20 protein-coding genes are annotated in these 23,319 nt (G+C 72.0%); 13 read left to right on the forward strand and 7 right to left on the reverse strand.

What is annotated here, in order from left to right:
• From SCNRRL3882_RS36090 to SCNRRL3882_RS36145, 12 genes are read left to right on the forward strand one after another with little or no spacing between them, the layout of a single operon-like run.
• The gene (locus SCNRRL3882_RS36090) at nucleotides 1–615 is read left to right on the forward strand and encodes a HEAT repeat domain-containing protein (RefSeq protein WP_010037464.1); all 615 of its coding nucleotides are present in this window, start codon (nucleotides 1–3) and stop codon (nucleotides 613–615) included.
• The gene (locus SCNRRL3882_RS36095) at nucleotides 612–1,298 is read left to right on the forward strand and encodes a hypothetical protein (protein ID WP_010037465.1); all 687 of its coding nucleotides are present in this window, start codon (nucleotides 612–614) and stop codon (nucleotides 1,296–1,298) included. The genes SCNRRL3882_RS36090 and SCNRRL3882_RS36095 overlap by 4 nt, the downstream gene beginning before the upstream one ends.
• Nucleotides 1,299–1,307: 9 nt before the next feature.
• Nucleotides 1,308–1,676: a hypothetical protein gene (locus tag SCNRRL3882_RS36100; RefSeq protein ID WP_010037466.1), complete on the forward strand. Its 369-nt coding sequence runs from the start codon at nucleotides 1,308–1,310 to the stop codon at nucleotides 1,674–1,676.
• Nucleotides 1,669–2,808: a hypothetical protein gene (locus SCNRRL3882_RS36105; RefSeq protein ID WP_010037472.1), complete on the forward strand. Its 1,140-nt coding sequence runs from the start codon at nucleotides 1,669–1,671 to the stop codon at nucleotides 2,806–2,808. The genes SCNRRL3882_RS36100 and SCNRRL3882_RS36105 overlap by 8 nt, the downstream gene beginning before the upstream one ends.
• A gap of 39 nt (nucleotides 2,809–2,847) precedes the next feature.
• The gene (locus SCNRRL3882_RS36110) at nucleotides 2,848–3,384 is read left to right on the forward strand and encodes a phage baseplate assembly protein V (protein WP_010037474.1); all 537 of its coding nucleotides are present in this window, start codon (nucleotides 2,848–2,850) and stop codon (nucleotides 3,382–3,384) included.
• Between the two features lie 19 nt (nucleotides 3,385–3,403).
• Nucleotides 3,404–3,748, forward strand: a complete 345-nt coding sequence (locus tag SCNRRL3882_RS36115; protein WP_010037476.1) for a hypothetical protein — start codon at nucleotides 3,404–3,406, stop codon at nucleotides 3,746–3,748.
• On the forward strand, nucleotides 3,745–4,137 hold the full coding sequence (locus SCNRRL3882_RS36120; RefSeq protein ID WP_010037478.1) for a GPW/gp25 family protein: 393 nt from the start codon (nucleotides 3,745–3,747) through the stop codon (nucleotides 4,135–4,137). Before SCNRRL3882_RS36115 ends, SCNRRL3882_RS36120 begins: the two co-directional genes overlap by 4 nt.
• Nucleotides 4,134–7,244: a putative baseplate assembly protein gene (locus SCNRRL3882_RS36125; protein WP_010037479.1), complete on the forward strand. Its 3,111-nt coding sequence runs from the start codon at nucleotides 4,134–4,136 to the stop codon at nucleotides 7,242–7,244. The genes SCNRRL3882_RS36120 and SCNRRL3882_RS36125 overlap by 4 nt, the downstream gene beginning before the upstream one ends.
• On the forward strand, nucleotides 7,241–11,062 hold the full coding sequence (locus tag SCNRRL3882_RS36130; RefSeq protein WP_010037480.1) for a putative baseplate assembly protein: 3,822 nt from the start codon (nucleotides 7,241–7,243) through the stop codon (nucleotides 11,060–11,062). The genes SCNRRL3882_RS36125 and SCNRRL3882_RS36130 overlap by 4 nt, the downstream gene beginning before the upstream one ends.
• Nucleotides 11,062–13,209: a hypothetical protein gene (locus SCNRRL3882_RS36135; RefSeq protein WP_010037483.1), complete on the forward strand. Its 2,148-nt coding sequence runs from the start codon at nucleotides 11,062–11,064 to the stop codon at nucleotides 13,207–13,209. The genes SCNRRL3882_RS36130 and SCNRRL3882_RS36135 overlap by 1 nt, the downstream gene beginning before the upstream one ends.
• A 59-nt stretch (nucleotides 13,210–13,268) precedes the next feature.
• Nucleotides 13,269–14,813 (forward strand): DUF6519 domain-containing protein, encoded by a 1,545-nt coding sequence (locus tag SCNRRL3882_RS36140; protein WP_010037485.1) that lies wholly within the window; start codon nucleotides 13,269–13,271, stop codon nucleotides 14,811–14,813.
• Complete coding sequence (locus SCNRRL3882_RS36145; protein ID WP_010037487.1) at nucleotides 14,813–15,709, forward strand: peptidoglycan-binding protein; 897 nt, start codon at nucleotides 14,813–14,815, stop codon at nucleotides 15,707–15,709. Before SCNRRL3882_RS36140 ends, SCNRRL3882_RS36145 begins: the two co-directional genes overlap by 1 nt.
• A gap of 38 nt (nucleotides 15,710–15,747) precedes the next feature.
• Here the strand turns inward: SCNRRL3882_RS36145 and SCNRRL3882_RS36150 are convergent, their stop codons facing one another.
• The 6 genes from SCNRRL3882_RS36150 to SCNRRL3882_RS36175 form a co-directional block, all read right to left on the reverse strand.
• The gene (locus SCNRRL3882_RS36150; RefSeq protein ID WP_010037489.1) at nucleotides 15,748–16,998 is read right to left on the reverse strand and encodes a glucarate dehydratase family protein; all 1,251 of its coding nucleotides are present in this window, start codon (nucleotides 16,996–16,998) and stop codon (nucleotides 15,748–15,750) included.
• Nucleotides 16,995–17,903, reverse strand: coding sequence for a 5-dehydro-4-deoxyglucarate dehydratase (locus tag SCNRRL3882_RS36155; protein ID WP_010037490.1), 909 nt, complete (start codon nucleotides 17,901–17,903; stop codon nucleotides 16,995–16,997). Before SCNRRL3882_RS36155 ends, SCNRRL3882_RS36150 begins: the two co-directional genes overlap by 4 nt.
• A 28-nt stretch (nucleotides 17,904–17,931) precedes the next feature.
• Nucleotides 17,932–18,876, reverse strand: a complete 945-nt coding sequence (locus tag SCNRRL3882_RS36160) for a carbohydrate ABC transporter permease (RefSeq protein WP_010037491.1) — start codon at nucleotides 18,874–18,876, stop codon at nucleotides 17,932–17,934.
• A complete protein-coding gene (locus SCNRRL3882_RS36165; RefSeq protein ID WP_010037492.1) occupies nucleotides 18,873–19,784 on the reverse strand; it encodes a carbohydrate ABC transporter permease in 912 nt (303 codons plus the stop codon). Before SCNRRL3882_RS36165 ends, SCNRRL3882_RS36160 begins: the two co-directional genes overlap by 4 nt.
• Nucleotides 19,781–21,100, reverse strand: a complete 1,320-nt coding sequence (locus SCNRRL3882_RS36170; RefSeq protein ID WP_010037494.1) for an ABC transporter substrate-binding protein — start codon at nucleotides 21,098–21,100, stop codon at nucleotides 19,781–19,783. Before SCNRRL3882_RS36170 ends, SCNRRL3882_RS36165 begins: the two co-directional genes overlap by 4 nt.
• A 206-nt stretch (nucleotides 21,101–21,306) precedes the next feature.
• Entirely contained in the window at nucleotides 21,307–21,699 is a 393-nt protein-coding gene (locus SCNRRL3882_RS36175; protein ID WP_010037496.1) for a DUF5997 family protein, read from the reverse strand.
• Between the two features lie 58 nt (nucleotides 21,700–21,757).
• Between SCNRRL3882_RS36175 and SCNRRL3882_RS36180 the strand changes: the two genes are divergently transcribed.
• Nucleotides 21,758–22,519, forward strand: a complete 762-nt coding sequence (locus SCNRRL3882_RS36180; protein WP_029180995.1) for a LysR family substrate-binding domain-containing protein — start codon at nucleotides 21,758–21,760, stop codon at nucleotides 22,517–22,519.
• A 34-nt stretch (nucleotides 22,520–22,553) separates the two neighbouring features.
• Here SCNRRL3882_RS36180 and SCNRRL3882_RS36185 read toward each other — a convergent pair whose 3' ends face one another.
• Entirely contained in the window at nucleotides 22,554–23,306 is a 753-nt protein-coding gene (locus tag SCNRRL3882_RS36185; RefSeq protein WP_010037500.1) for a DUF4142 domain-containing protein, read from the reverse strand.
• Nucleotides 23,307–23,319 lie beyond the last annotated feature (13 nt).

Here is a 23,319-nt window from a genome sequence, read left to right on the forward strand (position 1 = left end):
ATGACTGACCTCGTTCGCCTCGTGCCCAGGATGCCCTTCGGCAGGGACGAGATGAAGCAACTCGCCGAGCGCTTGGGGTGGACCCTGCATGCTGTCCAGGAGGGGGAACCCGACGCGCCCGAGGGCGTGCCGTTCGAGATGATCTGGATTTCCGTCGACCAGAAGTCAGCGATTCACTGGATCGAGGACCATCTGCTGCAGGTGAACTACATCGGGATCACCGGGCCTTCTCGCGCGCACACGGAAGTACTGCTGCGCGACGTCTTGGACGTCCATTCTCCGAACTCCATGACCGACCTTTTCGACAGTGCGCGCGATGCTGATTCCCTTATGAACTCCGTGAGGATGCTCAGCATTCAATGTCAGGGGGACTACGACCCGCAGTTGTTCGCCCTGTTGCGTTGGGCAGTGAATGACCCGTCACCGATTGTTCGGCGAGTCACCCTGCTGGCCGCTTCCACGATCAGCTGGGCTGAAATCGATCCGCTCGTGCAGTACGTGCGCGACCACGACCTGGACGAGACGGTCCGCGCCGAAGCGGCTCAAGTGCTCGACATCATCCGAAGCCGTGCAACTCGCGCCGCGACCTCTGAGAAAACGGGGGGCGAAGAGTGACCCGCTACGCAGACATCCCCAAACCCATCCGCTCCGGCATAGTCCTCGTGGACCCCGAACGCGGCACCCCCCAACGCATCATCGTCCTCCAGTTCAACCCCGACACCCTGGAACGCAGCCTCTCGCCCCAGTCCGCAGGAGGCAGCGGTGACTCCGCAGGAGGCGGCAGTGGCAACGGGGACAGGAACGAGGCCCTCCGCCTGAAGGGCCCCGCGCAGGAGACCTGGAAGTTCACCGCCGAGATCGACGCCACCGACCAGTTCGAGATCGCCGCGCCCGACGGTATCCACCCCCAGCTCGCCGTGCTCGAAATGCTCGTGCAGCCGACTTCCGCGCAGCTCAGGGAAGCGAGCCGGCTGTCGAAGAAGGGGACCATCGAGATCAGTCCGATCGAGATGCCGCTGACCCTGTTCACCTGGGGCAGCAAGCGCGTCATGCCCGTGCGGCTGACCGAGCTGTCCATCAACGAGTCCGCCTTCGACGTCGACCTCAACCCCATCCGGGCCTCCCTGAGCATCGGCCTCAAGGTGCTGACCGTCAGCGATCTGCCGCTCGGCCACCCTGGCGCCGAGCTGTACTACGCGCACCTCGCGCAGAAGGAACGCCTCGCCGGCGCGGCACGCACCGCAGGACTCGGATCGCTGGGGCTCAGGCCCGGCGACATCACGGTGGGAAGGGGCTGAGTACCGGACATGGCCGGCATCGAACCGTACGAGAACGCACTCGACGCGATACCCGGGGCGCACCCGTACCCGCGCACCAGCCGCTACCACGACGCCGAGATCGGGGTGCACCGACAGCCCGACGGGACCGAAGTGCGCTACACCAAGCGCCGGTTGCTGCCGCCCCTCGAGGAGAGCGAGGACACGCAGGCTCATACCGTCCGCACGGGCGAGCGCCCCGACCTCCTCGCCCGGCGCTACTTCGGCGACCCCGGCCAGTGGTGGCGGATCGCCGACGCCAACCCCGTGCTGGACCCGCGCGAGCTGACCGCCGAACCGGGCAGCGAGGTCGACATCCCGCTCGCCGGGCACTTCCCGCGGGGGGACCGGCGTGGCTGAACTGCCCGTGGGCCGCGGCCCCGTTCACATCACGCTGCACATGGGACCGCAGCTGGTGCGTCCCGTGCCCGCCGAGGTGACCGAGGCCCTGCTGTCCGCCCAGATCACCGCCACCGCGGGTGAACGCAGCGGTTTCCAGCTGGCCTTCGACCTCACCAAGAACGGCCTGATCAACCGCACCCTGCTGCCCGAGGGCTTCTTCGATCCGAAGACGCGTCTCGTCGTGACCGTCACCGTGCGCGGCACGCCCGAGGTGCTGTTCGACGGCCTGATCGTCCGCCAGGAGGTCGGGGCCAGCAACCAGCCGGGCCACTCCACCCTGACCGTCACCGGAGAGGACCTGGCCCTCGTCATGGACCTGGAGGAGCGCACGGACCGGTACCCGAACATGCCGCCGTCGCAGCGCGTCCTCACCCTCCTGCGCCGCTACTCCGACTACGGCATCCGGCCCGACGTGTACACCGAGAAGGTCACTCAGCCCCCGCACCAGGACCTCCGCGTCCACTACCAGACGGGCACCGACCTCCAGTACATCAACGAGCTCGCCAGGGCGAACGGCTACACCTTCTACCTGGAGCCCGGCCCGACCCCAGGACAGTCCAGCGCACGCTGGGGACCCGAGGTCCGCCTCGGCATCCGTCAGCACGCCCTCAACGTCAACATGGACGCCCACTCCACCGTCGACCAGCTGACCTTCGCCTACGACGGGACGGCGCGGGAGGAACCGCAGGCCCGCTGGCAGGACCCGGGGACCCGGCAGTCGACCCTGCTGCCGCAACCGCCGATCAGCCCGCTGCGGCCGCCCCTCGGCAAGCGGCCCACCCCCGCCCTGAAGCGCAAGACGCTCTCCGGCACCGCCAAACAGCAGCGGGAGCAGGCCGAGGCGGAACTGCTCGCCCGGGCCGCCGTGTCCGCCGACGTCATCTCCGGTTCCGGCTCGCTCGACGTGAACCGGCACGGCTACATCCTCCAGCCGCGCCAACTGGTCGGCGTGCGCGGCTCGGGCCGTACGTACGACGGCGACTACTACGTCAAGTCCGTCACGCACACCCTGCGCCCGGGCTCCTTCCGGCAGAACTTCACGCTCTCCCGAGAGGGACTCGAAGCCCGCAGCGCCCACGTCAGGCCCTGATCCACCCCGAACCGAACATCACGACCAGGAGCAGTACACATGGCGGCATCCGGCAATCGCTACCTCGGCAAGTTCCGCGGCCGAGTCGTGGACAACAACGACCCGCTGCACATCGGCCGCATCACCGTCGAGGTCCCGGACGTCCTGGGCGACGAGCCGTCGACCTGGGCGCTGCCCTGTCTGCCGTTCACGGGGCCCGAGGCCGGGCAGTTCGTGGTGCCGTCGCCCGGGGCCGGGGTGTGGGTCGAGTTCGAGCAGGGCGACCCCAGCTTCCCGGTGTGGACGGGGTGCTGGTACGGGGAGCAGGCCGAGCTGCCGCCGGACGCCCGCCGGCTCGTCCAGCCGGCGTCCCAGGCCAAGCCCCTCGTGGTCCAGACACCCGAGGCGCACAAGATCGTGATGAGCGATCCCCCCGGCACCGACCAGGGGATCCTGCTCCAGGCCCAGGGCGGGGCGTACATCCGCATCACCAAGGAAGCCATCGTGATCTCCAACGGCCTGGGCGCGGAGATCACCCTGCGCGGCGACCAGGTCGACGTGAACGAGGGCCAGTTGACCGTCGCGTCCAAGCGATAGATACGGGGGAACGAAGAACGTGTCCGGAACATCCGGGAGTCTGCTGGACACCGCCGCCGTGATCGGCTGCCCGCACGGCGGGCGCGTCACGGCGGCCACCCCACCGGCCGGCGGCGTACGCGTCGCGGGCGCCGCCGTCGCCACCACCGCGCACAGCTACGTGGTCACCGGCTGCCCGCACACCGTCGACCGTGTGCCCGTGCCGTGCGTCACGGTCCGCTGGACCGCGGGCAGCAGCGGCATCACCGTCGACGGCGCGCCCGTGCTGCTCGACGTCTCCGCCGCCCAGTGCTTCACCGCGGCCTTCGTCCCGCAGGGGCCGCCCGTCGTCCAGGGCACGCAGCGAAAGGTCACCGTCCGATGAGTCCCACGAGCCGCGGCACACGCCCCCGCAGCGACATCGCCTTCCCGTTCCGCGCGGACCGCCGCGGACGCACCGCGCACGCCACCCACGGCGAACACGTCCACGACCTGATCGAGCAGTTGCTGTTCACCAGCCCCGGAGAGCGCGTGATGCGCCCCGACTTCGGCTGCGGGCTCCTCGACCTGGTGTTCACCCCCAACAGCCCGGAACTGATCAGCACGCTCGAACTCTCCGTGCAGGCCTCGCTCCAGAGCTGGCTCGGCGACCTCATCGACGTGGAGGCCCTCGACGTCGTCAGCGACGACCACGTCGTGCGCGTGTACCTGTCGTACGCCCTCCGCGCCACCGGCACCCGGCACGAGGACGTCTTCGAAGGGAGGGCCGCATGACCACCGGCACCACCACGTCCCGCCGGGCCCGTGTACGGGCCGCTCAACTCAACGGAGTCGACACCGTCGAGGCCGGCGACGACGGTCTGCTGCTCACCGTCACCTTCCTCGGCAAGGCCCCGCACGGCCTGGGCCCCGAGAACGTCCGCATCGACGGCGGCCGCCGCATCACCGGCATCACCGCCGTGGACGTCAGCGTCGAACGCGAGGAGGACCCCGAGCTCGACGACCGGCTCTACGTCACCCTCGACCAGGCCGGCGACACCTCCCGCTACCGGTTCTCCCTCGTCGAGACCGACCCGTACGGACGGCCCGGCACCGAGCCGTACCGCGGCTTCGACCAGCGCTACCACAGCGCCACGTTCTCCTTCCGGCCCGACCGCCCCACCCCCTTCGACTGCAAGGACGACGACCGGGCCGAGCCGGACTTCCCCGCCGCGCCCGTCATCGACTACACGGCCCGCGACTACGACACCATCCGCAAGCTGCTCCTGGACCGGCTCGCGCTCACCACCCCCGACTGGGTGGAGCGCAACCCCGCCGACCTGGGCACGACCCTCGTCGAGCTGCTCGCGTACACCGGCGACCAGATCAGCTACCAGCAGGACGCGGTCGCCACCGAGGCCTACCTCGACACCGCCCGCCGCCGCGTCTCCGTACGCCGCCACGTCCGGCTCATCGACTACGCGATGCACGACGGCTGCAACGCCCGCGCCTACGTCACCGTCCGCACCGCGGACGACCGGACGCTCGCCCCGGGCACCTTCCGCTTCGCCTCCGTCGACGTGCGCAGCCTCGACCCGCACGACCGCCCCGAGCCGGGCACCGTCATCGACGAGACCGAACTCGGCGACCTCGACGAGCGCGGCTCGGTGGAGGTGTTCGAACCGGTCGTCGCCACCGACCCGCTGGAGCTGCGGGTCGCGCACAACGCGATCCGGCTGTGGACGTGGGGCGGCGAGGTGTGCGCCCTGCCGCAGGGCGCCACCGCCGCGACCCTGCGGGACGCCTGGGTGGACCCCGAGACCTGCCGCGAGCGCCGTCTCGACCTCAAGCCCGGCGACGTCATCGTCCTGGAGGAGGTGAAGGGCCCGCGCACCGGCACCCCCGGCGACGCCGACCCCGCCCACCGCCAGGCCGTCCGTCTCACCTCCGTCACCCCCGGCCTCGACCGGATCGAGGACCAGCCGGTCCTGGAGGTCACCTGGGCCGCCGAGGACGCGCTGCGTTTCCCGCTCTGCCTCACCACACGCGGCGGACGCGACTGCCTGCCCGTCGAGGACGTCACGCTCGCCCGCGGCAACGTCGTCCTCGTCGACCACGGCCGGACGCTGACCGGGCTGCCCGAGACGGTCACCGTGCCGCCCGCGCCCGCCGTGACCGCCCCCTGCGACCCTCCGGCCTTCGGCTGCCGGGACACCGAGGAGGGCAACGCGCCCGCGCGCCTGATCAACTCCCTGACGGACAAGACGCAGTCGGGCCGGGCGCTCGTCCCCGACGACGTCCGGGAACTCTTCGAGGTCGTCGGCGAGCGCGCCACCGTCCGCGCCGGCCTCGGCCTGGAGAGCGCCGGGCAGCGGCACGAACAGGTCGTCCCCGGCACGGCGTACGCCCAGGCCGCCGCGCTGCGCACCCTGCTCGCCCAGTCCGTCTACCCCGGCATCGCGCCCCGCTTCCGCCCGGTCCTCGGCCGTACGCCCGTCACTCAGGCGGTGCCCTTCCCCGACCCCGGCACCGTCGCCGCCGGGCAGGCCGAGCGGATCGCGGCCGTCCCGGGCCGGATCCGGCAGCGGCTCGTCGAGCTGTGGCGCAGCGCCCGCGACCGGGACGGGCTCGGCGAGCAGGAGATCGCCGAACTCGCCGTGGTCTACGGCCTGACCGTGCTGGAACGCTTCGAACTACGCCGCCACCCGGTCCGCGCCCTGCGCGAACTGCTGTACCACAGCGACCAGTTGCTCGACACCAAACTGCGCCGCGTCGAGGTCCTCGCCGCCCGGGCCCGCGCGGGCACGGTCCTCGACGGGCACATCGCCTGGGAGATCGCGCACAGCTGGGGCCCGGCCTACGCGGCCGGCCTCCACCCCGAGGAGACCGTGCTGCGCGGCTCGGCGACCGCCGCCCTCGCCCAGGATCCGCGCCGGGCTCTGCCCGCCGTGCGCGTCCACGGCGACGACGAGACCTGGGTGCCGCGCCGTGACCTGCTCGACAGCGGACCGCGCGAGCGGCACTTCGTGGGCGAACTGGAGGACGACGGCCGCCTTGCCCTGCGGTTCGGCGACGGCCGGCACGGCGCCAGGCCCACGCCCGGTTCCCGTCTCACACTGCGCTACCGGCTCGGCGGCGGCACCGCCGGCAACGTCGGCGCCGAGGCCATCAACCACCTCGTCGTGCAAAGCGGTTGCGAAGCACCGGCCGTCGTCGTGCGCAACCCCCTGCCCGCAGCCGGCGGCACCCAGCCCGAACCCGTCGAGCAGGTACGCCAGCTGGCCCCGCTCGACCTGCGCCGCACCCGGCTGCGCGCCGTGACCGCCGAGGATTATGCGGCCCTCGCGGGTGAACTGCCGGGCGTGCAGCGCGCGGCGGCCGAACTCCGCTGGACGGGCAGCCTCCAGGAGGCGCACATCGCGATCGACGCCTACGGCACCGCCGCCCCGTCGCCGGACCTGCTCGACTCGGTCGCCCAGGTGCTGGAGACGTACCGGCGCATCGGCCACGACCTCGTCGTGGGCCCCGCCCGCCTGGTACCGCTCGACATCGCGCTGACCGTGTGCGCCCGGCCGGGCCACCAGCACGGGCAGATCCTGGCCGAGCTGTACCGCGTGCTCGGCAGCGGGCGGCTGCCGGGCGGACGGCTCGGCTTCTTCCACCCCGACGCGCTCACCTTCGGCGAACCGGTCCGGCTCAGCCGCCTGGTCGCCGTCGCCGCGGCAGTGCCCGGAGTGGAGAGCGTTGAGGTCACCCGGCTGCGGCGGCTGTACGGACAGGACCGAGGAGAGAGGGAGGACGGCGTGCTGCGGCTCGGCCCGCTGGAGATCGCCACCTGCGACAACGACCCGGACCGGCCGGAGAACGGCCTGCTGGCGATATCCCTGGGAGGTGCCCGATGACGGACCCGCACCCGGTCACCGCGACCGACGAGTGCGGCTGCGGCGGCGCCTGCCGCGGCGGCCACGACGAGCGCCTCGCGCCGGCCCCGTTGCACAACCCGCCCGGCCGCACCGCGCTGGACTACCGCGTCGGCGAGTACGGCTCCTTCCTGGCCGCCCAGCTCGACCGGCTCGCCTCACCCGCCTACCCGGCGCTGAACCGGCTCACCGTCCGCACCCCGGACGACCCGGCGATCGGCCTGCTCGACGCCACCGCCGTCCTCGGCGACCTGCTCACCTTCCACTCCGAGCGCATCGCCGACGAGGCCTACGTCCGCACCGCGAACGAGCACCGTTCCCTGGTGCTGCTCGGCCGGCTCGTCGGGCACCGGCCGCGCCCCGGCGTCGCCGCCGCCACGCACCTGGCGTACACCCTCGAACGCGACCCGCGTGCCGAGGCCCACAACGTGCTGATCCCGCGCGGAGCGCGCAGCCACAGCGTGCCCGCCTCCGCCGACGAGGAGTCGCTGACCTTCGAGACCAGCCGGGACCTGACGGCCCGCTGGGACTTCAACGAACTGAAGGTCCGCCGCCGCCGTCCCTCGCTCCTCACGCCGAAGGACCTCGAGAAGCGCTCGGAGCTCTTCGTCGAGGGCACCGCGCACTCCCTGCGGACCGGCGACCAGTTGCTGTTCGTCTTCGGGGAAGGCGCCGGCGGCGAGCGCAAGCTGCTGGCGGTGGCGGACACGCGCGTCGACCGGGACGACGACGTCACGGCGATCTCCCTGCCGAAGTCGGCGCCGCCGAGCCTGAAGGAACTCGTCGACGAGGTACGGCGCTGGACGGCTCCGCCTGCAGCCCCAGGCGAGCCCGGTGAGGAGCCTCCCACGCCGGAGGTCCCCAACCCGCGGCCTGTCAGCAGGCTCATCGAGGACCTCGAGGACCAGGTCCTGGAGCCCTTGCGTGACGACCTGGACGGCGTCAAGACCCCCGAGCGGCTCGCGGCCCGCCTCGCGGAACCCCTCGCCCGGCTCGGTGAGGCTCAGGTGCTGGCCGAGCCGTATGAGGACGTGGCGGAGTGGTTCGGGCAGTTGGAGGCGGTGTTGGCGGAACTCGCCGAGCGGGCACTGGAATTGGCTCCGGCGCAGACGGATGCGGTGGGTGCCTCGACGGGCCGTCGAGCGTCTGCGGCGCCGTCTGGGCTGGTCGCGCAGTTCCCCGCGCCCCTGGAGGGCGACTCGCGGGCTGCCGCTCTGGAAGCCCTGGGCGCCATACTTCCCGCCCTGCGCGCCACCGCCACCCGGGGCGCCACCACCGCCCGTCAGCTCCCCGGCACCGACACCGCCCGCCTCCTGTCCGTACTCAACCCCGGCCTCGGCAGCCTCTACCCGGCCTGGCGCACGGCCGCCGCCCCCGGCGCCCCGCAGCTCCTGCGCGAACTGCTCGCCCTGCGCGTCACCGCGGCCCCGTTCGGCGCCACGGCCCCGCTCAAGCCGGTCCAGGACGACCGCGGCCGGGTCGTCCGCACGGCTGACTGGCCGCTGACCGGAGCGGTGCTGGCGACCCTGCGCGTCGTGTACGACACGGCGGGCAGGACCCCGGTCCGGGCCGAGTTCCAGTATGTCGAGGGCAGCAGCTCCGACCAGCGCGCCGAGAACCTGCCCGTCACCCAGCCGGTCACCTTCACGCTCGGCCCCGGACAGGTCGAGCTGTCCGTGCGCTCCGGCCAGGACCGCGACCTCAGCTGGCTCAACCGGCGGCCCGCCGACTCCCAGGAGCCCGGCGTCACCGCCCGCCTCCACTCCGGCCTGCCCGAGCGCACCCTGTTCGTGTCCCGGCCCGACGACGAGGGCCTGATCCACGTCGGCGTCCACAACGGCACGTCCGAGCAGATCGCCCTCCGGCCGGGCGCCAGTGAGCAGTTCACGCACGGCGAGCACGAGGTCGGCCTCAGGTACACGGTGGGCGGCACCGAACCCAACGTCGAGATCGTCATCGCCACCAAGCCGGAGCCCGTCAACCGCCGCACGCTCCAGCTGGACACCGTGCACGAGGGCGTCACCGTCGGCAGCTGGGTGGCGATCCGGCGGCCCGCCAAGGGCTCCGAGGGGGGCGTCCCCGGCGATCCGAAGCTGGCGTTCGTCACCACCCAGGTGACGGCCGTGCGCACGGCCGCGTACACCAACTACGGCATCACCGGCCGCGGCACCGAACTCACCCTCGCCGACCCCTGGCTGGACGAGTTCGACGTGCTCCTGTCGCACATCCGCGACACCACCGTGCACGCGGCGGGCGAGCCCCTGCGCCTCGCCGACGAACCGCTCGGCGAGGACGTGCACGGCAACGAGATCGAACTCGCCGAGCTGTACGACGGGCTGCGCCCGGGCCGCACGCTCATCGTCGAGGGGGAACGCAGCGACATCCCGGGCACGGCGGGCGTCCGGGCCACCGAGGTGGTCACCGTCGCCGCCGCCGACCCCGCCGCGGACCCCCGGCTCCCCGGCGACCACGTCCACACCCGGCTCACCCTCACCGCCGACCTCGCCCACCGCTACCGCCGCGAGACGGTCCGCGTCCTCGGCAATGTGGTCGAGGCCACCCACGGCGAGAGTCGCGAGGAGGCCATCGGCAGCGGCGACTCGGACCGCGTCAACCAGACCTTCGCCCTCTGGCAGTCCCCGCTGACCTGGCTCGCCGACGACAACCCCCTCGGCGCCACCCCGGTGCTGGAGGTCCGGGTCGACGGTGTGCTGTGGCACGAGGTGGACAGCCTCGCCGGACGCGGCCCGACCGAGCGGGTCTACATCACCGGCTCCACCGCCGGCGGCCGGACCACGGTGACGTTCGGCGACGGTGTGCACGGCGCCCGGCTGCCCTCCGGCCACGAGAACGTCCGCGCCCGCTACCGCTTCGGCACCGGCAAGGCCGCGAACGTCCCAGCGGACCGCGTCACCCAGCCGCTCACCCGGCCCCTCGGCGTCACCGCGGTCACCAACCCGCGCCCCGCCACCGGCGGCGCGGACGCCGACGGCCCGGCCCTGACCCGCCGCACGGTCCCGCTGGCCGTCTCGGCCCTGGACCGGCTGGTCTCCGAGTCCGACTACGAGGACTTCGCCCGCTCCCGGGCCGGCATCGGCCGGGCCTCGGCGCGCGAACTCTTCGACGGGCGGCGGCGCGTACTGCACGTGACGGTCGCCGGCACCGACGACGTGCCCATCGCGCCCGACTCTGACACCCTGCGCGCCCTGCGCGGCGCCCTCACCGAGTACGGCGACGCCAGTCTCCCCGTCCGTGTGGACGGCCGCGAGCTGGTCCTGCTGCTGATCGCCGCCAAGGTGAAGGTGGCCCCCGACCACGCCTGGCAGACGGTCGAGCCGCGACTGCGGCAGGCCCTGCTGAACCGGCTCGGCTTCGAAGGCCGGGAGCTGGGCCGCCCCGCCCGCCTCTCCGAGGTCCTGGCCACCGCCCACACCGTGCCCGGCGTCGACTACGTGGACGTCGACGTCTTCACCGGCGTGCCCGCCTCCGCCACCCCGCAGGAGCTCACCGAACTGCTCACCCGGCCAGGCCCGCCCAGGGCCTCCGTCCCGGCGCACCCGGCGACGTACGACGAGAAGACCCACACGGTCCGCGCCGACAACGGCGAGACACTGTCGGAGATCTGCGCCCGCCACGGCGTCCCGCTCGCCGAACTGCTGCGCCTCAACCCCGACATCACCGACACCCGGCGCCTGCCCAGGGGCCGGTCGGTGTACGTCTTCCGCGGCATCCGCCCGGCCCAGCTCGCACTGCTGTCGCCCCGGGCCGCGGACACCCTGATTCTGACGGAGGTCAAGTGATGTCCCCGGACACCCAGTTGGAGACGCCGGCCCCGGTGGTGCCCAGGGAACCGGACGGGCTCGCCGAACTGCTGCCCCGCTGGCACCTGCTGCGCGACGCCGAGGAGGGCGAGCCGCTGCGCGCCCTGCTCGCGGTGATCGCCGAGCAGCTCGACCGCGTCCGCGACGGCGTCCAGCAGGGCTACGAGGACCTGTTCGTGGAGACGGCGGCCCCCTGGGTGCTGCCGTACCTCGGCGACCTGGTCGGCTACCGCACCCTGCCCGGCTACGAGCGCGTCCTGACGACCGGCCTGCACGGCGGCGGCCGGGCGGCCCTGGCCGAGGCGGTCGCCCCGCGCCGGGACGTGGCCGCCACGGTCGGCAACCGCCGCCGCAAGGGCACCCTGCACCTCCTGGAGGAACTGTCCGAGCGGGTCGCGGGCTGGCCCGCGCGGGCCGTCGAACTGTCCCGGCAGGTCGCCCACACCCAGCCGGTGAAGCTGTACGGCACCGGCCCGCACCGGGGCGAGCGCGGCCGCCTGGCCGACCTGCGCGACGGCGCCGAACTCGCCCTCGGCAGCGGCCCGTTCGCGAACTCGGCCCGTACGGTCGACGTCCGCCGCGCCGAGTCACGGCACCGGCAGGGCGGCTGGAGCCCGGCCGGCGTCGCGCTGTTCGTGTGGCGGCTGAAGGCGTACGCACTGACCCGGACCCCGGCCTACTGCATCGACCGGGCCCGCAACCTCTACACCTTCTCGATCCTCGGCAACGACACCCCGCTGGTCACCAAGCCGTTCCCGGAGCCCTCACCGGCGCACATCGCCACCGTCGACAACGTGCCGGCGTTCATCACCCGCCGCCTCCTGCACGACCGGCTGCTCGACTACTACGGCCCCGGCAAGAGCTTCGTGATCCGCCTCGACGGCGAGGACAACCCCGTACCGCCCTCGGACATCGTGGTCGCCGACCTGTCGGACTGGCGCTACCGACCCAAGCGGGGCCAGGTGGCGGTCGACCCCGAGCTGGGCAGGATGGCGTTCGGCTCGCGCTCCGCGCCCCGGCAGGGCGTGTGGGTGGACTACCACTACGCGTCCGCCGCCGACATGGGCGGCGGCGAGTACGAGCGCGACCGCGAACCGCGGCCGGACGCGGAGTTCTACCGGGTCGGGCCGGGGCAGCCGTACCGGCAGATCATGGACGCCTACCGGGCCTGGCAGCACGACCGCCGGGCCGACCGCACCGGGCCCGCCGGCATCATCGAGATCACGCACAGCGGCGCCTACCAGGAGCAGCTGGACTTCGACCTCGACCCGGGCGACCGGCTCGAACTGCGCGCGGCCGAGGGCACCCGCCCGGTCATCCGCCTGCTCGACTGGTACAGCAACCGCCCCGACGCCCTCAACATCCGTGCGGTGTCCGACGACTGCGCCCCGCACGAGCGGCCGCGGGTCGTGCTCGACGGGCTGCTCGTCGCCGGGCGCGGCATCAACGTGGCGGGGGCGATGGGAGCCGTCGTCGTACGGCACAGCACGCTCGCGCCCGGCTGGTCCCTGGAGCCCGAGTGCGAGCCGCACTCGCCGGAGGAGCCGAGCATCGTCCTGGACCGCACCACCGCCTGCCTCCAGATCGAGCACAGCATCCTCGGCACCATCGAGGTCATCGGCGACGAGGTGGGCGAGGACCCCCTCGACATCCACCTCCGCGACAGCGTCCTCGACGCCACCGCCGACGACCGCGAGGCCCTGTCCGCCCCGGACTGCCGCCACGCCCACGCCGTGCTGCACCTGCACCGCACCACCGTCATCGGCGAGATCCACACGCACGCGGTGCAGATCGCCGAGAACAGCGTCCTCACGGGCCGGCTGCACGTGGCCCGGCGCGGCATCGGCTGCCTGCGCCACTCCTACGTCCCCACCGGCTCGCGCACCCCCCGCCGCCACCGCTGCCCGGACACCAAGCCGTTGTTCACGTCGCTGCGCTACGGCACGCCCTGGTACGGCCTGCCGGCCGACCGCTGCCCCGAGGAGATCCGGCGCGGTGCGGACGACGGCGCCGAGATGGGCGCCTTCCACGACCTGTACCGGCCGCAGCGCGAGGACGGCCTGCGGGCCCGGCTCGCCGAGTACACGCCCGCGGGCACCGACGCCGGGATCTTCTTCGTGACGTGAGGCGCACACCCGCCACCGATCTTGTGAACCCGCACTTCTGAACCAGGGGGACACCCTTCATGCACGCAGACCTCTCCCGCTCCACGTTCCGCCCGGAGCGGCACTACTCCGCGGTCGTCGCCCAGCAGGGCCGCGTCCAGCTCGACGCGGACCTCAACGAACAGACCGCGATCCAGCTGCACCAGGCCCGCAGCCTCGCCGCCGACCTGATCGGACCGCACGGCGGGCCGCGCGACGCCGCCGGCTTCCGCATCGAGTACGTCGGCGGCAAGCACGAGATCGACACCCTCCTGATCCACGGCGGCCGTTACTACGTCGACGGCATCCTGTGCGACGCCGACCGCCCGGCGCCCGGGGTCCCCGTCGCCGACGAGGACGGCGAGGAGTCGGCGCCACAGCCGCCCGCGCACTGGACCTACTGGGACCAGCCCGACGGCTTCCGCGACCCGGAGAAGCCCGGCGACCGGCTGCCCTCGCCCGCCCAGACGCCGTTCGTCGTCTATCTGAACGTGTGGGAGCGCTCGGTCACCGCGGCCGAGGACCCCGCGCTGCGCGAGGTCGCCCTCGGCGCGGCCATGCCCGACACCGCCGCGCGCGTGAAGGTCGTCTGGCAGGTGCTGCCGCTGTCCCTGGCCGCGCTGGAGATCGAGGAGACCGACCCCTCCAAGGAGGTCGTCCGCGCCGCGTTCACCCGCTGGGCGCAGCGCCGGTCGGCCCCCTCGGCCCGGCTCGCCGCCCGCAGCGAGCGGCCCGACCACGCCGACGAGGACCCGTGCCTGGTCAAGCCCGACGCCCGCTACCGCGGTCCGGAGAACCAGCTGTACCGGGTGGAGGTGCACGAGGGCGGCGAGGCGAAGGACGCCACCTTCAAGTGGTCCCGCGAGAACGGCTCAGTCGTCTTCCCCGTCGACGAACTCGACGGCACCTGGGTGCAGTTGGCATCCCTCGGCCACGACGACAAGCTGGACCTGGACGTCGGCGACCACGTGGAGTTCGTCGACACCGCCTACGCCTCCCGCCTGGAGCCCCTGCCGCTGCTGCGGGTCGAGGAACTCGACCTGCCGGGCCGCCGCGTCCGCCTGTCCGCCGAACCCGCCCCGGGCGTCGGACGGCTCGCGCACCTGAACCCGTACCTGCGCCGCTGGGACCACCACGGCGGCCCGAAGCGCAAGGGCCGCACCACCGCCCTGCGCGGCGGCGCGGTCCCCGTCACCGAGGGGGAGTGGCTGCCCCTGGAGGACGGCGTCGAGGTGTACTTCGCCAAGGGCGGCGCCTACCGCACCGGCGACCACTGGATCGTCCCCGCCCGCACCGCCACCGGCAGCGTCGAGTGGCCCGTCGACGCGGCCCGGCGCCCCCTGCTGAGGGGACCCGCCGGCATCGCCCGGCACTTCGCCCCGCTGGCCCTGATCAAGGGCGAGGGCAGCGCCGTCGACCTGCGCCTGGCGTTCGGCCCGCTGGCGAGCAGCATGCCCCCCGCGGACGAGGCGACGCTCGCCGCCGAGGAGCAGGCCCACCGCGAGGAACTGGCCGCCGAGGACCCCTCCCACGGGCGGTCCCAGACCACAGCGGAGGCGGAAGCCGCCGTGGACGGAGACAACTGATGGCCAAGCCGCTGAGCGCGTCCAAGCTGGTGGAGATCCTCCGGGCCGAGGGCCTGACCGTCCACGAGGTCCGCAACTGGCGCACCCACAACCGCAACAGCAAGGGGCCCTGGGGTCCCGTGAACGGCGTGATGATCCACCACACCGTCACCTCCGGCACCGCCGCCTCCGTCGACATCTGCTACGACGGCTACTCCAGCCTGCCCGGCCCGCTCTGCCACGGCGTCATCGACAAGAAGGGCCATGTCCACCTGGTCGGCAACGGCCGCGCCAACCACGCGGGCCTCGGCGACAGCGACGTCCTGCGCGCCGTGATCAACGAGTCGAAGCTGCCGCACGACAACGAGGCCGACACCGACGGCAACCGGCACTTCTACGGCTTCGAGTGCATCAACCTCGGCAACGGCAAGGACCCCTGGCCAAAGGCGCAGATGGAAGCCATCGAGAAGGTGGCCGCGGCGATCTGCCGCCACCACGGCTGGTCCGAGCGCTCCGTCATCGGCCACAAGGAGTGGCAGCCGGGCAAGGTGGACCCGCGCGGTTTCACCATGGACAGCATGCGGTCGCGCATAGCCCGGCGGCTGAAGCGCGGCGGCGGGGGCGGTGCCGAGCCGGACCCCGATCCGAAGCCGGCGCCCAAGCCGTCCTACGAGCCGTTCCCCGGCGCCGCGTTCTTCCACGTCGGGCAGCGCTCCCCGATCATCACGGCGATGGGCCGCCGCCTGGTCGCCGAGGGGTGCAGCCGCTACGAGGAGGGGCCGAGCCCCGACTGGACCGAGTCCGACCGCCGGTCCTACGCGCTCTGGCAGCAGAAGCAGGGCTTCTCCGGCAAGGACGCCGACGGCATCCCCGGCAAGCTCACCTGGGACCGGCTGAAGGTGCCGAAGTCCACGTGACCGGATGCGCCCCTCCGCTCGGGAGGGGCGCCCGCCCGTCACCAGCGGGGGAGCCTCAGCTCGTACTCCGGCCGGAACCGCCGCATGTAGCCGGTGTCGTCCCTGCTGCGCATCCCGGAGTCGACGTAACGCCGGTGCAGCTGCTCCAGCTTGTCGTGGTCGAGCTCGACACCCAGCCCCGGCCCGGTCGGCACCCGGACCTCCCCGTCGCGCAACTCCAGTACACCGGGGACGATCACGTCGTCCGCCGAGTTCCACGGGTAGTGCGTGTCGCAGGAGTGGTCCAGGTTCGGGATGGCCGCGGCGACATGGGTCATCGCGGCGAGGCTGATGCCCAGGTGCGAGTTGGAGTGCATCGACAGGGCGATCCCGAACGCCTCGCACACGGCGGCCAGTTCCCGGGTGCGGCGCAGCCCGCCCCAGTAGTGGTGGTCGGTGAGCAGGACCTGGATCGCGTTCTGCTCGATCGCCGGCTTCAGGTGGTCCCAGGCGATCACGCACATGTTCGTCGCGAGCGGCAGGGGCGACTCCTTCGCCACCTCCGCCATGCCGCCGATGCCCTTGGTCGGGTCCTCCAGGTACTCGAGGACGCCGTCGAGTTCCCGGGCGACGTACGTCGACGTCTCCACCGTCCAAGCCACGTTCGGGTCCAGCCGCAGCGGCTGCCCGGGGAAGGCCTCCGCCAGTGCCCGGATCGCGGCGATCTCCTCGTCGGGCGGGAACACGCCGCCCTTGAGCTTGAACGACCTGAATCCGTACCGCTCCTGCATCAGCCGGGCCTGCTCGACGATCCCGGCCGGGTCGAGGGCCTCGCCCCAGTCGTCGCCGATCGCCGGACGGCCGTCGAGAGCGGGATGCTCGGCCCACTTGTAGAAGAGGTACGCGGCGAACGGCACCGCGTCGCGGACCCTGCCGCCCAGCAGATCGCTGACCGGACGGCCGAGCAGCTTGCCCTGCGCGTCGAGGCAGGCCACCTCCACCGCCGACGTGGTCCAGCCGCGCTCGTGGGAGCTGGGCACGGTCTGCAGCAGGGCCGCGTCGATCGCGGCGGCGACGGTGGTGGTGTCGAAGACGTCCATCCCGGCGACCACCTTCGCCGCGGCCTGAAGCCGCTCCAGCCGGGCGGTGCCGCCGGGGGACTCGCCGAGCCCCACCGTGCCGTCCTCCAGGACGAGTTGCAGGATGATCCGCAAGGCGAGCGGCTCGTGCACGCCGTTGGAGTTGAGCAGCGGCGGGTCGCCGAAGGCGATCGGGGTGACGATCAGCTCCCGGATGCGCGTGTGGCTCATGCGCCGACGACCTCCAGACCACGGTCGATGAGTTTGGACAGCCGGGCGATGTGCTCCGCCGTCGGATCCAGCAGCGGAGCCCGTACGCCTCCGACGTCCAGGCCGCGCAGCGTCACCCCGGCCTTGACGAGCGACACGGCGTACCCGGGAACCTCGTCGCGCAGGGCGACCAGCGGGCCGTAGAACTCGTCGAGGAGCCGGGAGACCAGCGGCTCGTCGCCCTCGGCCAGGGCCCGGTGGAAGGCCAGGGCGATCTCCGGGGCGAAGGCGAACACCGCCGAGGAGTACAGGTCGACGCCGATGTCCCGGTAGGCGGGCGCGGTCATCTCGGCGGTGGGCAGGCCGTTGAAGAACTGGAAGTCCTCCGTGCCCGGCACGGCACGCACCGCGCGGACGACGCGGTGCATCCGTTCGATGTCCCCGACGCCGTCCTTGAGTCCGACGACCCCGGGCAGGGCGGCGATCTCGGCGGCCGTGTCCGCGGTGAGCCGGGCGGTACCCCGCTGGTAGAAGACGACGGGCAGATGGGTGGCCGCGGTGACCTCCCGGACGTAGCGCAGCAGGCCCTGCTGCGGGGCGCCGACCAGGTAGGGCGGCAGCAGCAGGATGCCGTCGGCGCCGGCGCGTTCGACGCGGGCGGCCTGGTCCCGGGCGACCGGCACAGGACCGCCGGCGGCGGCGAAGACCGGGACGCGTCCGGCCGTGGTCCGCACAGCCACCCTGGTGGCCCGCTCGATCTCATCGGCCGACAGGGCGTGGAACTCGCCGGTGCCACAGGCGACGAACACACCTCCCGCGCCCGCGGTGACACCCGACTCGATGTGCTGGGCGAGCCGTTCCTCGTCCAGTGAGCCGTCCGCCGCGAACGGCGTGACCGGGAAGAACAGCACTCCGTGGAACTTCATGTCTCCCTCATACGTGGGGGGTGGGTGGTCAGCCCTTGGTGGCACCGGCGGCGATGCCGGTGACCAGCGAGCGCTGGAGGAGCAGATAGACGATCAGGCTGGGGACGAGGGCGATCACCGCACCGGCCAGCACCACCCCCGAGCCGACCTCGGGGTCGGTGCGCAGGATGGACAGGGCGACGGTGACCGTGTAGTCGGTGGGGTCCTTGGCGGCGATCAGGGGCAGCAGGTACTGGTCCCAGATCATGATGAAACCGAGCACCCCGGCCACCCCGAGCGCGGGCTTGCACAGCGGCAGGATGACCTGCCACAGCATCCGCAGCTCACCGACGCCGTCGATCCGGGCGGCCTCCTCGATCTCGGCGGGGATGTCCTTCATGAACTCGGTGAGCACCATCACCGAGAAGCCCCAGGCACCGAGCGGCAGGATGACGCCCCAGACGGTGCCCTTCAGATCGAGGCCGACCACGGGCACATGGCCGAGGACCAGCGACAGCGGGATGGCGATGACCTCCTCCGGGAGCATCATCGTCAGCATGAACAGGGTCAGGATCAGCGCCTGCCCGCGGAACTTGTGCCGGGCCAGCGCGTACGCGGCGAGCGTGCAGACGACGAGCTGGAGCAGCAGTCCGCCGCCCGCGATGACCAGGGAGTTGCCGAAGTAGTCCCAGATGCCGCGCTCTCCCGCCACCTGGAAGTTCAGCAGGGTCGGGCGGTGGGGGAGGAACGACAGGGTGGAGCCGCTGGCCTTCTCGCTGAACGAACCGGAGAAGACGGTCAGGAACGGCGCCGCGAAGACGCCCAGGGCGAGTGCGCAGAGCAGGACGCGCAGCGCCCAGGCGGGGCCCGGCCGGTCGCTCCAGCCGAGGGCGGTGTCGAAACGGGCGGGGGTGGTGCGCTGCTTCCCGGCGGACTTCCCCGCGGGCGAGGCGGTCACCGGGGTCCGGACGGGATCGATGGCGGGCGCGCTCATCTCACGTCTCCCCTCTTGCGGAAGTAGTTGACCGTGACGGTGAGCAGCAGCGTCACGCACAGCAGGAGCACGGAGGCGGCCGAGGCGCCGCCGATGTCGTTGCGGGAGAAGCCGAGGGTGTAGGCGCGGGTCATCCAGACGTCGGTGGACCCGGCCGGGCCGCCGCCGGTGAGGACGTACACCTCGGTGAAGACGCGCAGTCCGCGGATGGCGGCGAGGGTGAGGACGATGCCGAGGGCCGGGCGGATGGCGGGCAGGGTGATGTGCCGCAGTCGCTGCCACAGCGAGACCCCGTCCATCGCGGCGGCCTCGTACAGCGAGCGGTCCACACCCGCCAGTCCCGCGAGGATGATCACCATGTTGTAGGGGGCGAGCATCCAGATGCCCATGGCCATGGTCGCCCACAGCGCCGTGTCGGGGTTGTCGAGGTAGGGCACGGGCCCCAGGCCGAGGAGCCCGAGACCGCTGTTGATGAGGCCGTCGGAGGTCGGGTAGTACATCAGCCGCCACATCTCGCCGACCACCGCGGTGGCGGTGACGACGGGCAGGAAGACGGCGGTACGGATGATCCTCAGCGAGCGGGCCTGACCTTCGAGCAGCAGGGCCAGCAGGAAGCCGGCGACGATGCCGCCGAGGGACATGCCGATGCCCAGGACCAGCGTGTGGCTGATCGCGTCCTGGAACCGGTGGTCGGTCAGGACCCGTGTGTAGTTGTCGAGGCCGACCCACTTGTCACCGAGGAAGGGCCGCACGTCGAAGAAGCTGAGCCAGACGCCCTTGCCCATGGGGAGGAACTTGAAGACCAGGGCGAGCAGCAGACCCGGCGCGAGGAACAGCCAGGGAAGTACGGACTTCTTGCCGAGGAACCGGGCTCTGCGTGGCCCGGGCGTCGTCACGGTCGCGGTCATTTCAACAGGTCCTGGTCCTTGAGGTCACCGGCGAGGGTGTCGTTGAGTTCCTTGAGGCCGGCCTTGACGTCACTGCCGCAGTACGTGAAGAGCGCGTTGAGTGCGTCGGCGGTGTCCTGCTTGATCGGTGCGAAGTCGGGGGCGTTGGGGAACTGCACGGAGGCCGTCTCGTACGCCTTCTGCACCACGCTCCAGCGCGGATCGTCGCGCACCTTCGCCGCGTCCAGCGTGGAGTTGACGGGGATGCGCACGACGGGCTGGTGGTCGCCGGTCATGGCGAGCTCCTGGCCCTCGGGAGAGATCAGGAAGGCCGCGAGGGTCTGCTCCAGCCTGGCCTTGCCGGTCTTCGCGCCGAAGTAGATGTTCTCGCCGTCGGCGAGCACGTCGTTGTTGCCGGCCGGGCCCGACGGCGCGGGCAGGACCTCGTACTTGTCCTTGCCGAGCGCCTTGTCGAAGGTGGAGATGTTGTACGGGCCGGTGAGGTACATCCCGGCGTTGCCGTCCTGGAAGTTGGTGGTGTTGGCGGTGACGGAGGTGAGGGCGCTGGGCTGTATGACACCGTTGTCACCGCAGAAGAGGTTGTCCTTCATCCAGGTGACGGTGCGCAGGGCGGCCGCCGAGTCCATGGCGGGCCGGTAGCCCGTGCCGTCCTTCTCGATGATCCGCACGCCGCCCTGCCACAGCCAGCTGGCGCCCCACCAGGCGACATAGCCGTTCTGCGCGCTGCCGGGCACGACCATGCCGTACGTGTCCTTCTTGCCGTCCCCGTCCGGGTCGCGGGTGGCGAAGGCCTTGGCGAGGGCGAGTGTGTCCTGCCAGGTCTTCGGCTGCGGCAGGCCGAGCTTCTCGCGCCAGTCCTTGCGGACGAACAGCGTCATGGCCTGACGGGAGTAGGGGATGCCGTAGTGCCTGCCGTCGCGGCCCACGGTGGACGACCAGGACTGGGCGGTGATCTCGTCGTGTCCGGCGATCGAGGCCGGGGTGATGGGCTTGAGCAGCCCCTGGGCCTGGTAACTGCCCATCAGCGCAGTGTCGTTGATCATGACGTCCGGCAGGTCCTTGGTGGACGCCCGGCTCTGCAGCTGCTGGTCGAAGTTCATGACCGGCTGGTAATCGATCTTGATACCGGTCTTCTTGGTGAAGGCGGCGAACACCCGCTCGTAGGTCTGGGCGGACTCCGGATCGCTCCGGGTCCACACCTCCAGCGTGTTCGGATCACCGGCCCGGGCGCTGCCGGAACCGGAGCCGCAGGCGGCCGTTCCGAACAGGAGACCCGAGACGGCGAGCGCGGCGGCCAGGCGTCGGCGATCCCGCATGGATGGTTCTCCGTTCATATTCGTGAACCAACTTCACGAATCTAAATGATCGGCCAAGCTAGGATCGTTTCATCACCCTGTCAATACATGGCTGAAATGTTTCACCGAGGTCACACGAGGCCACACGAGGCCGTGCGCCGGCCCGGAGAACGACAGCGGCCCCAACCGGATGGACCGGTTGGGGCCGTCTGAGAGAAGGGCCGAGGTCAGCCGCGGTGCTCGGCGCGCTCGGCGTTCTTCTTCTTGATGCGGGCCGCCTCCTTGCGGACCTCCGCCTGCGTTGCGCGCTCCCGCTCCAGCCAGGCGGGGTTCTCCTGCTTCAGCGTCTCGATCTGCTCGGTGGTGAGGGGCTCGGTGAGGCCGCCGCGGGCGAGACCCGCGATGGAGACGCCGAGCTTCGCCGCGACCACCGGGCGAGGGTGCGGGCCGTTGCTCCGCAGGTCCTGAAGCCACTGCGGCGGGTTCGCCTGGAGCTCGTTCAGCTCGGCGCGCGAGACGACACCCTCCCGGAACTCTGCGGGTGTGGCCTCGAGGTACACACCCAGCTTCTTCGCCGCGGTCGCGGGCTTCATGGTCTGGGTGCTCTGGTGCGACGTCATGGCACCCAGCGTATCGAGCGTGTGCACGACCCCCGACCACGGCCGGTAACCTGGCCAGGTGACAGGCTCGGATGAATCTCCCTCGTTCCGGCTCGTGTACGTCCCCGGGGTGATGCCCGACAAGTGGGTGCGCATCTGGAACGAGCGGCAGCCCGATGTCCCGCTGGCCCTGACGCAGGTGCCGGCCGCCGCTGCGGCCGGGCGGCTGCTGGGCGGGGACGCCGACGCGGGCCTCGTGCGCCTCCCCGTCGACCGTACGGTGTTCAGCGCGATCCCCCTCTACACCGAGCAGACGGTCGTCGTCGTGCCCGCGGACCACCTGGTCACGGCGGTCGACGAGGTGTCCCCCGAGGACCTGTCCGACGACATCGTGCTGCACCCTCTCGACGACGTCCTCGACTGGGAGGACATGCCCGGGCGGCCCGCCCTCGAACGCCCCGCGACCACGGCCGACGCCGTCGAACTGGTCGCGGCGGGGATCGGCGTGCTCATCGTCCCCCTGTCGCTCGCCCGCCTCCACCACCGCAAGGACCTCACCCACCGTCCCCTCGGGGACGCCCCCGAGTCGAGCGTGGCGCTCGTCTGGCCCGAGGACGCGACGACGGACCTGGTGGAGGACTTCATCGGCATCGTCCGCGGACGCACGGTCAACAGCACCCGCGGCCGCCGGCAGCCTTCGGCGCAGGAGAAGCCCAAGCGGGACGACCACCGCAAGCAGCCGGCCAGGCCGTCGGGCGCGAATCGCCGCGGGTCCTCCACCGCCACCCCCAAGGGCGGCAAGGGCGGCGCCAAGCGGGGCAAGCCCCGCCGGCGCTCCTAGGAGACCCTCCTGCCACGCGGTTCCCGGGCCTCGCTCACCCGGCCGACGGCGACGGCTGGATTGCGTTCGGAGCCTCCGTGCGCAGGTCCTCCAGCCCCTTGGGGATGTTCAGCGTCAGCACCGGCGCGCCCGGCTGCGGGGGCGGCGGCGTGGTCTGGTCCTCCGGCATCTTGGGCGGGCTCGTCTGCTGGAGGTTGACCTGCTCGTGATTGACCAGGCCGGTCTTCTCCAGGATCGTGATGTGGTCCAGCACCGTGGAGTTGGCCTGGTCGGCGAGCTGACGCACCAGCGTGTTCCGTGTGTTGGCACGGATCTTGGCGATCGTCGAGAAGATCTGGCCGTGGGTGACCCGCATGATGCTCACCGCGGTCGAGTCGAACTCCTGGCCCTGGGCGCCCTCCACCGTCGCCACGAACTGCTGCTGCTGGGGCGACGCCTGGTTCGGCAGCGTGATGCCCAGCTCCGGGGCGACCTTGCGGCAGGCGGCGTCCAGCCGCCCGTGTCCGACGACGAGGTGCTCGCCGGCCTCCTTCATCGCGGCCGACCCTCCGCGCTGCATCACCAGCAGACCCAGCGGATGCTCCCACAGCCCGGCCGCGCGCACCTTCACCACGAAGTCGCGGTCCGCCTCGGTCAGCGGACCGTACTGGGTGTTGGCGATGATGCGGTCCTGGCCGGAAGCCGTGTTCTGCACGCCCAGCATGCTCGGGTAGGCGAGCGCGGTGAGCGTCAGGATCATCGCACCGCCCACGAACGCGGTTCCTGCCGTGCTGCGCGAGATGCGCATCGTGCCTCCTGGG

Source organism: Streptomyces chartreusis NRRL 3882 (assembly GCF_900236475.1).
In the GTDB taxonomy this organism is placed as follows: Bacteria; Actinomycetota; Actinomycetes; order Streptomycetales; family Streptomycetaceae; genus Streptomyces; species Streptomyces chartreusis_D.

What these genes read in the sequence shown, in the direction of transcription:
- SCNRRL3882_RS36090 (WP_010037464.1), top strand. Translation starts at nt 1, where the DNA reads ATGACTGACCTCGTTCGCCTCGTGCCCAGGATGCCCTTCGGCAGGGAC.
- SCNRRL3882_RS36185 (WP_010037500.1), bottom strand. Translation starts at nt 23,306, where the DNA reads ATGCGCATCTCGCGCAGCACGGCAGGAACCGCGTTCGTGGGCGGTGCG.
- SCNRRL3882_RS36125 (WP_010037479.1), top strand. Translation starts at nt 4,134, where the DNA reads ATGACCACCGGCACCACCACGTCCCGCCGGGCCCGTGTACGGGCCGCT.
- SCNRRL3882_RS36150 (WP_010037489.1), bottom strand. Translation starts at nt 16,998, where the DNA reads ATGAGCCACACGCGCATCCGGGAGCTGATCGTCACCCCGATCGCCTTC.
- SCNRRL3882_RS36145 (WP_010037487.1), top strand. Translation starts at nt 14,813, where the DNA reads ATGGCCAAGCCGCTGAGCGCGTCCAAGCTGGTGGAGATCCTCCGGGCC.
- SCNRRL3882_RS36135 (WP_010037483.1), top strand. Translation starts at nt 11,062, where the DNA reads ATGTCCCCGGACACCCAGTTGGAGACGCCGGCCCCGGTGGTGCCCAGG.
- SCNRRL3882_RS36140 (WP_010037485.1), top strand. Translation starts at nt 13,269, where the DNA reads ATGCACGCAGACCTCTCCCGCTCCACGTTCCGCCCGGAGCGGCACTAC.
- SCNRRL3882_RS36165 (WP_010037492.1), bottom strand. Translation starts at nt 19,784, where the DNA reads ATGACCGCGACCGTGACGACGCCCGGGCCACGCAGAGCCCGGTTCCTC.
- SCNRRL3882_RS36175 (WP_010037496.1), bottom strand. Translation starts at nt 21,699, where the DNA reads ATGACGTCGCACCAGAGCACCCAGACCATGAAGCCCGCGACCGCGGCG.
- SCNRRL3882_RS36130 (WP_010037480.1), top strand. Translation starts at nt 7,241, where the DNA reads ATGACGGACCCGCACCCGGTCACCGCGACCGACGAGTGCGGCTGCGGC.
- SCNRRL3882_RS36120 (WP_010037478.1), top strand. Translation starts at nt 3,745, where the DNA reads ATGAGTCCCACGAGCCGCGGCACACGCCCCCGCAGCGACATCGCCTTC.
- SCNRRL3882_RS36155 (WP_010037490.1), bottom strand. Translation starts at nt 17,903, where the DNA reads ATGAAGTTCCACGGAGTGCTGTTCTTCCCGGTCACGCCGTTCGCGGCG.
- SCNRRL3882_RS36110 (WP_010037474.1), top strand. Translation starts at nt 2,848, where the DNA reads ATGGCGGCATCCGGCAATCGCTACCTCGGCAAGTTCCGCGGCCGAGTC.
- SCNRRL3882_RS36170 (WP_010037494.1), bottom strand. Translation starts at nt 21,100, where the DNA reads ATGCGGGATCGCCGACGCCTGGCCGCCGCGCTCGCCGTCTCGGGTCTC.
- SCNRRL3882_RS36160 (WP_010037491.1), bottom strand. Translation starts at nt 18,876, where the DNA reads ATGAGCGCGCCCGCCATCGATCCCGTCCGGACCCCGGTGACCGCCTCG.
- SCNRRL3882_RS36100 (WP_010037466.1), top strand. Translation starts at nt 1,308, where the DNA reads ATGGCCGGCATCGAACCGTACGAGAACGCACTCGACGCGATACCCGGG.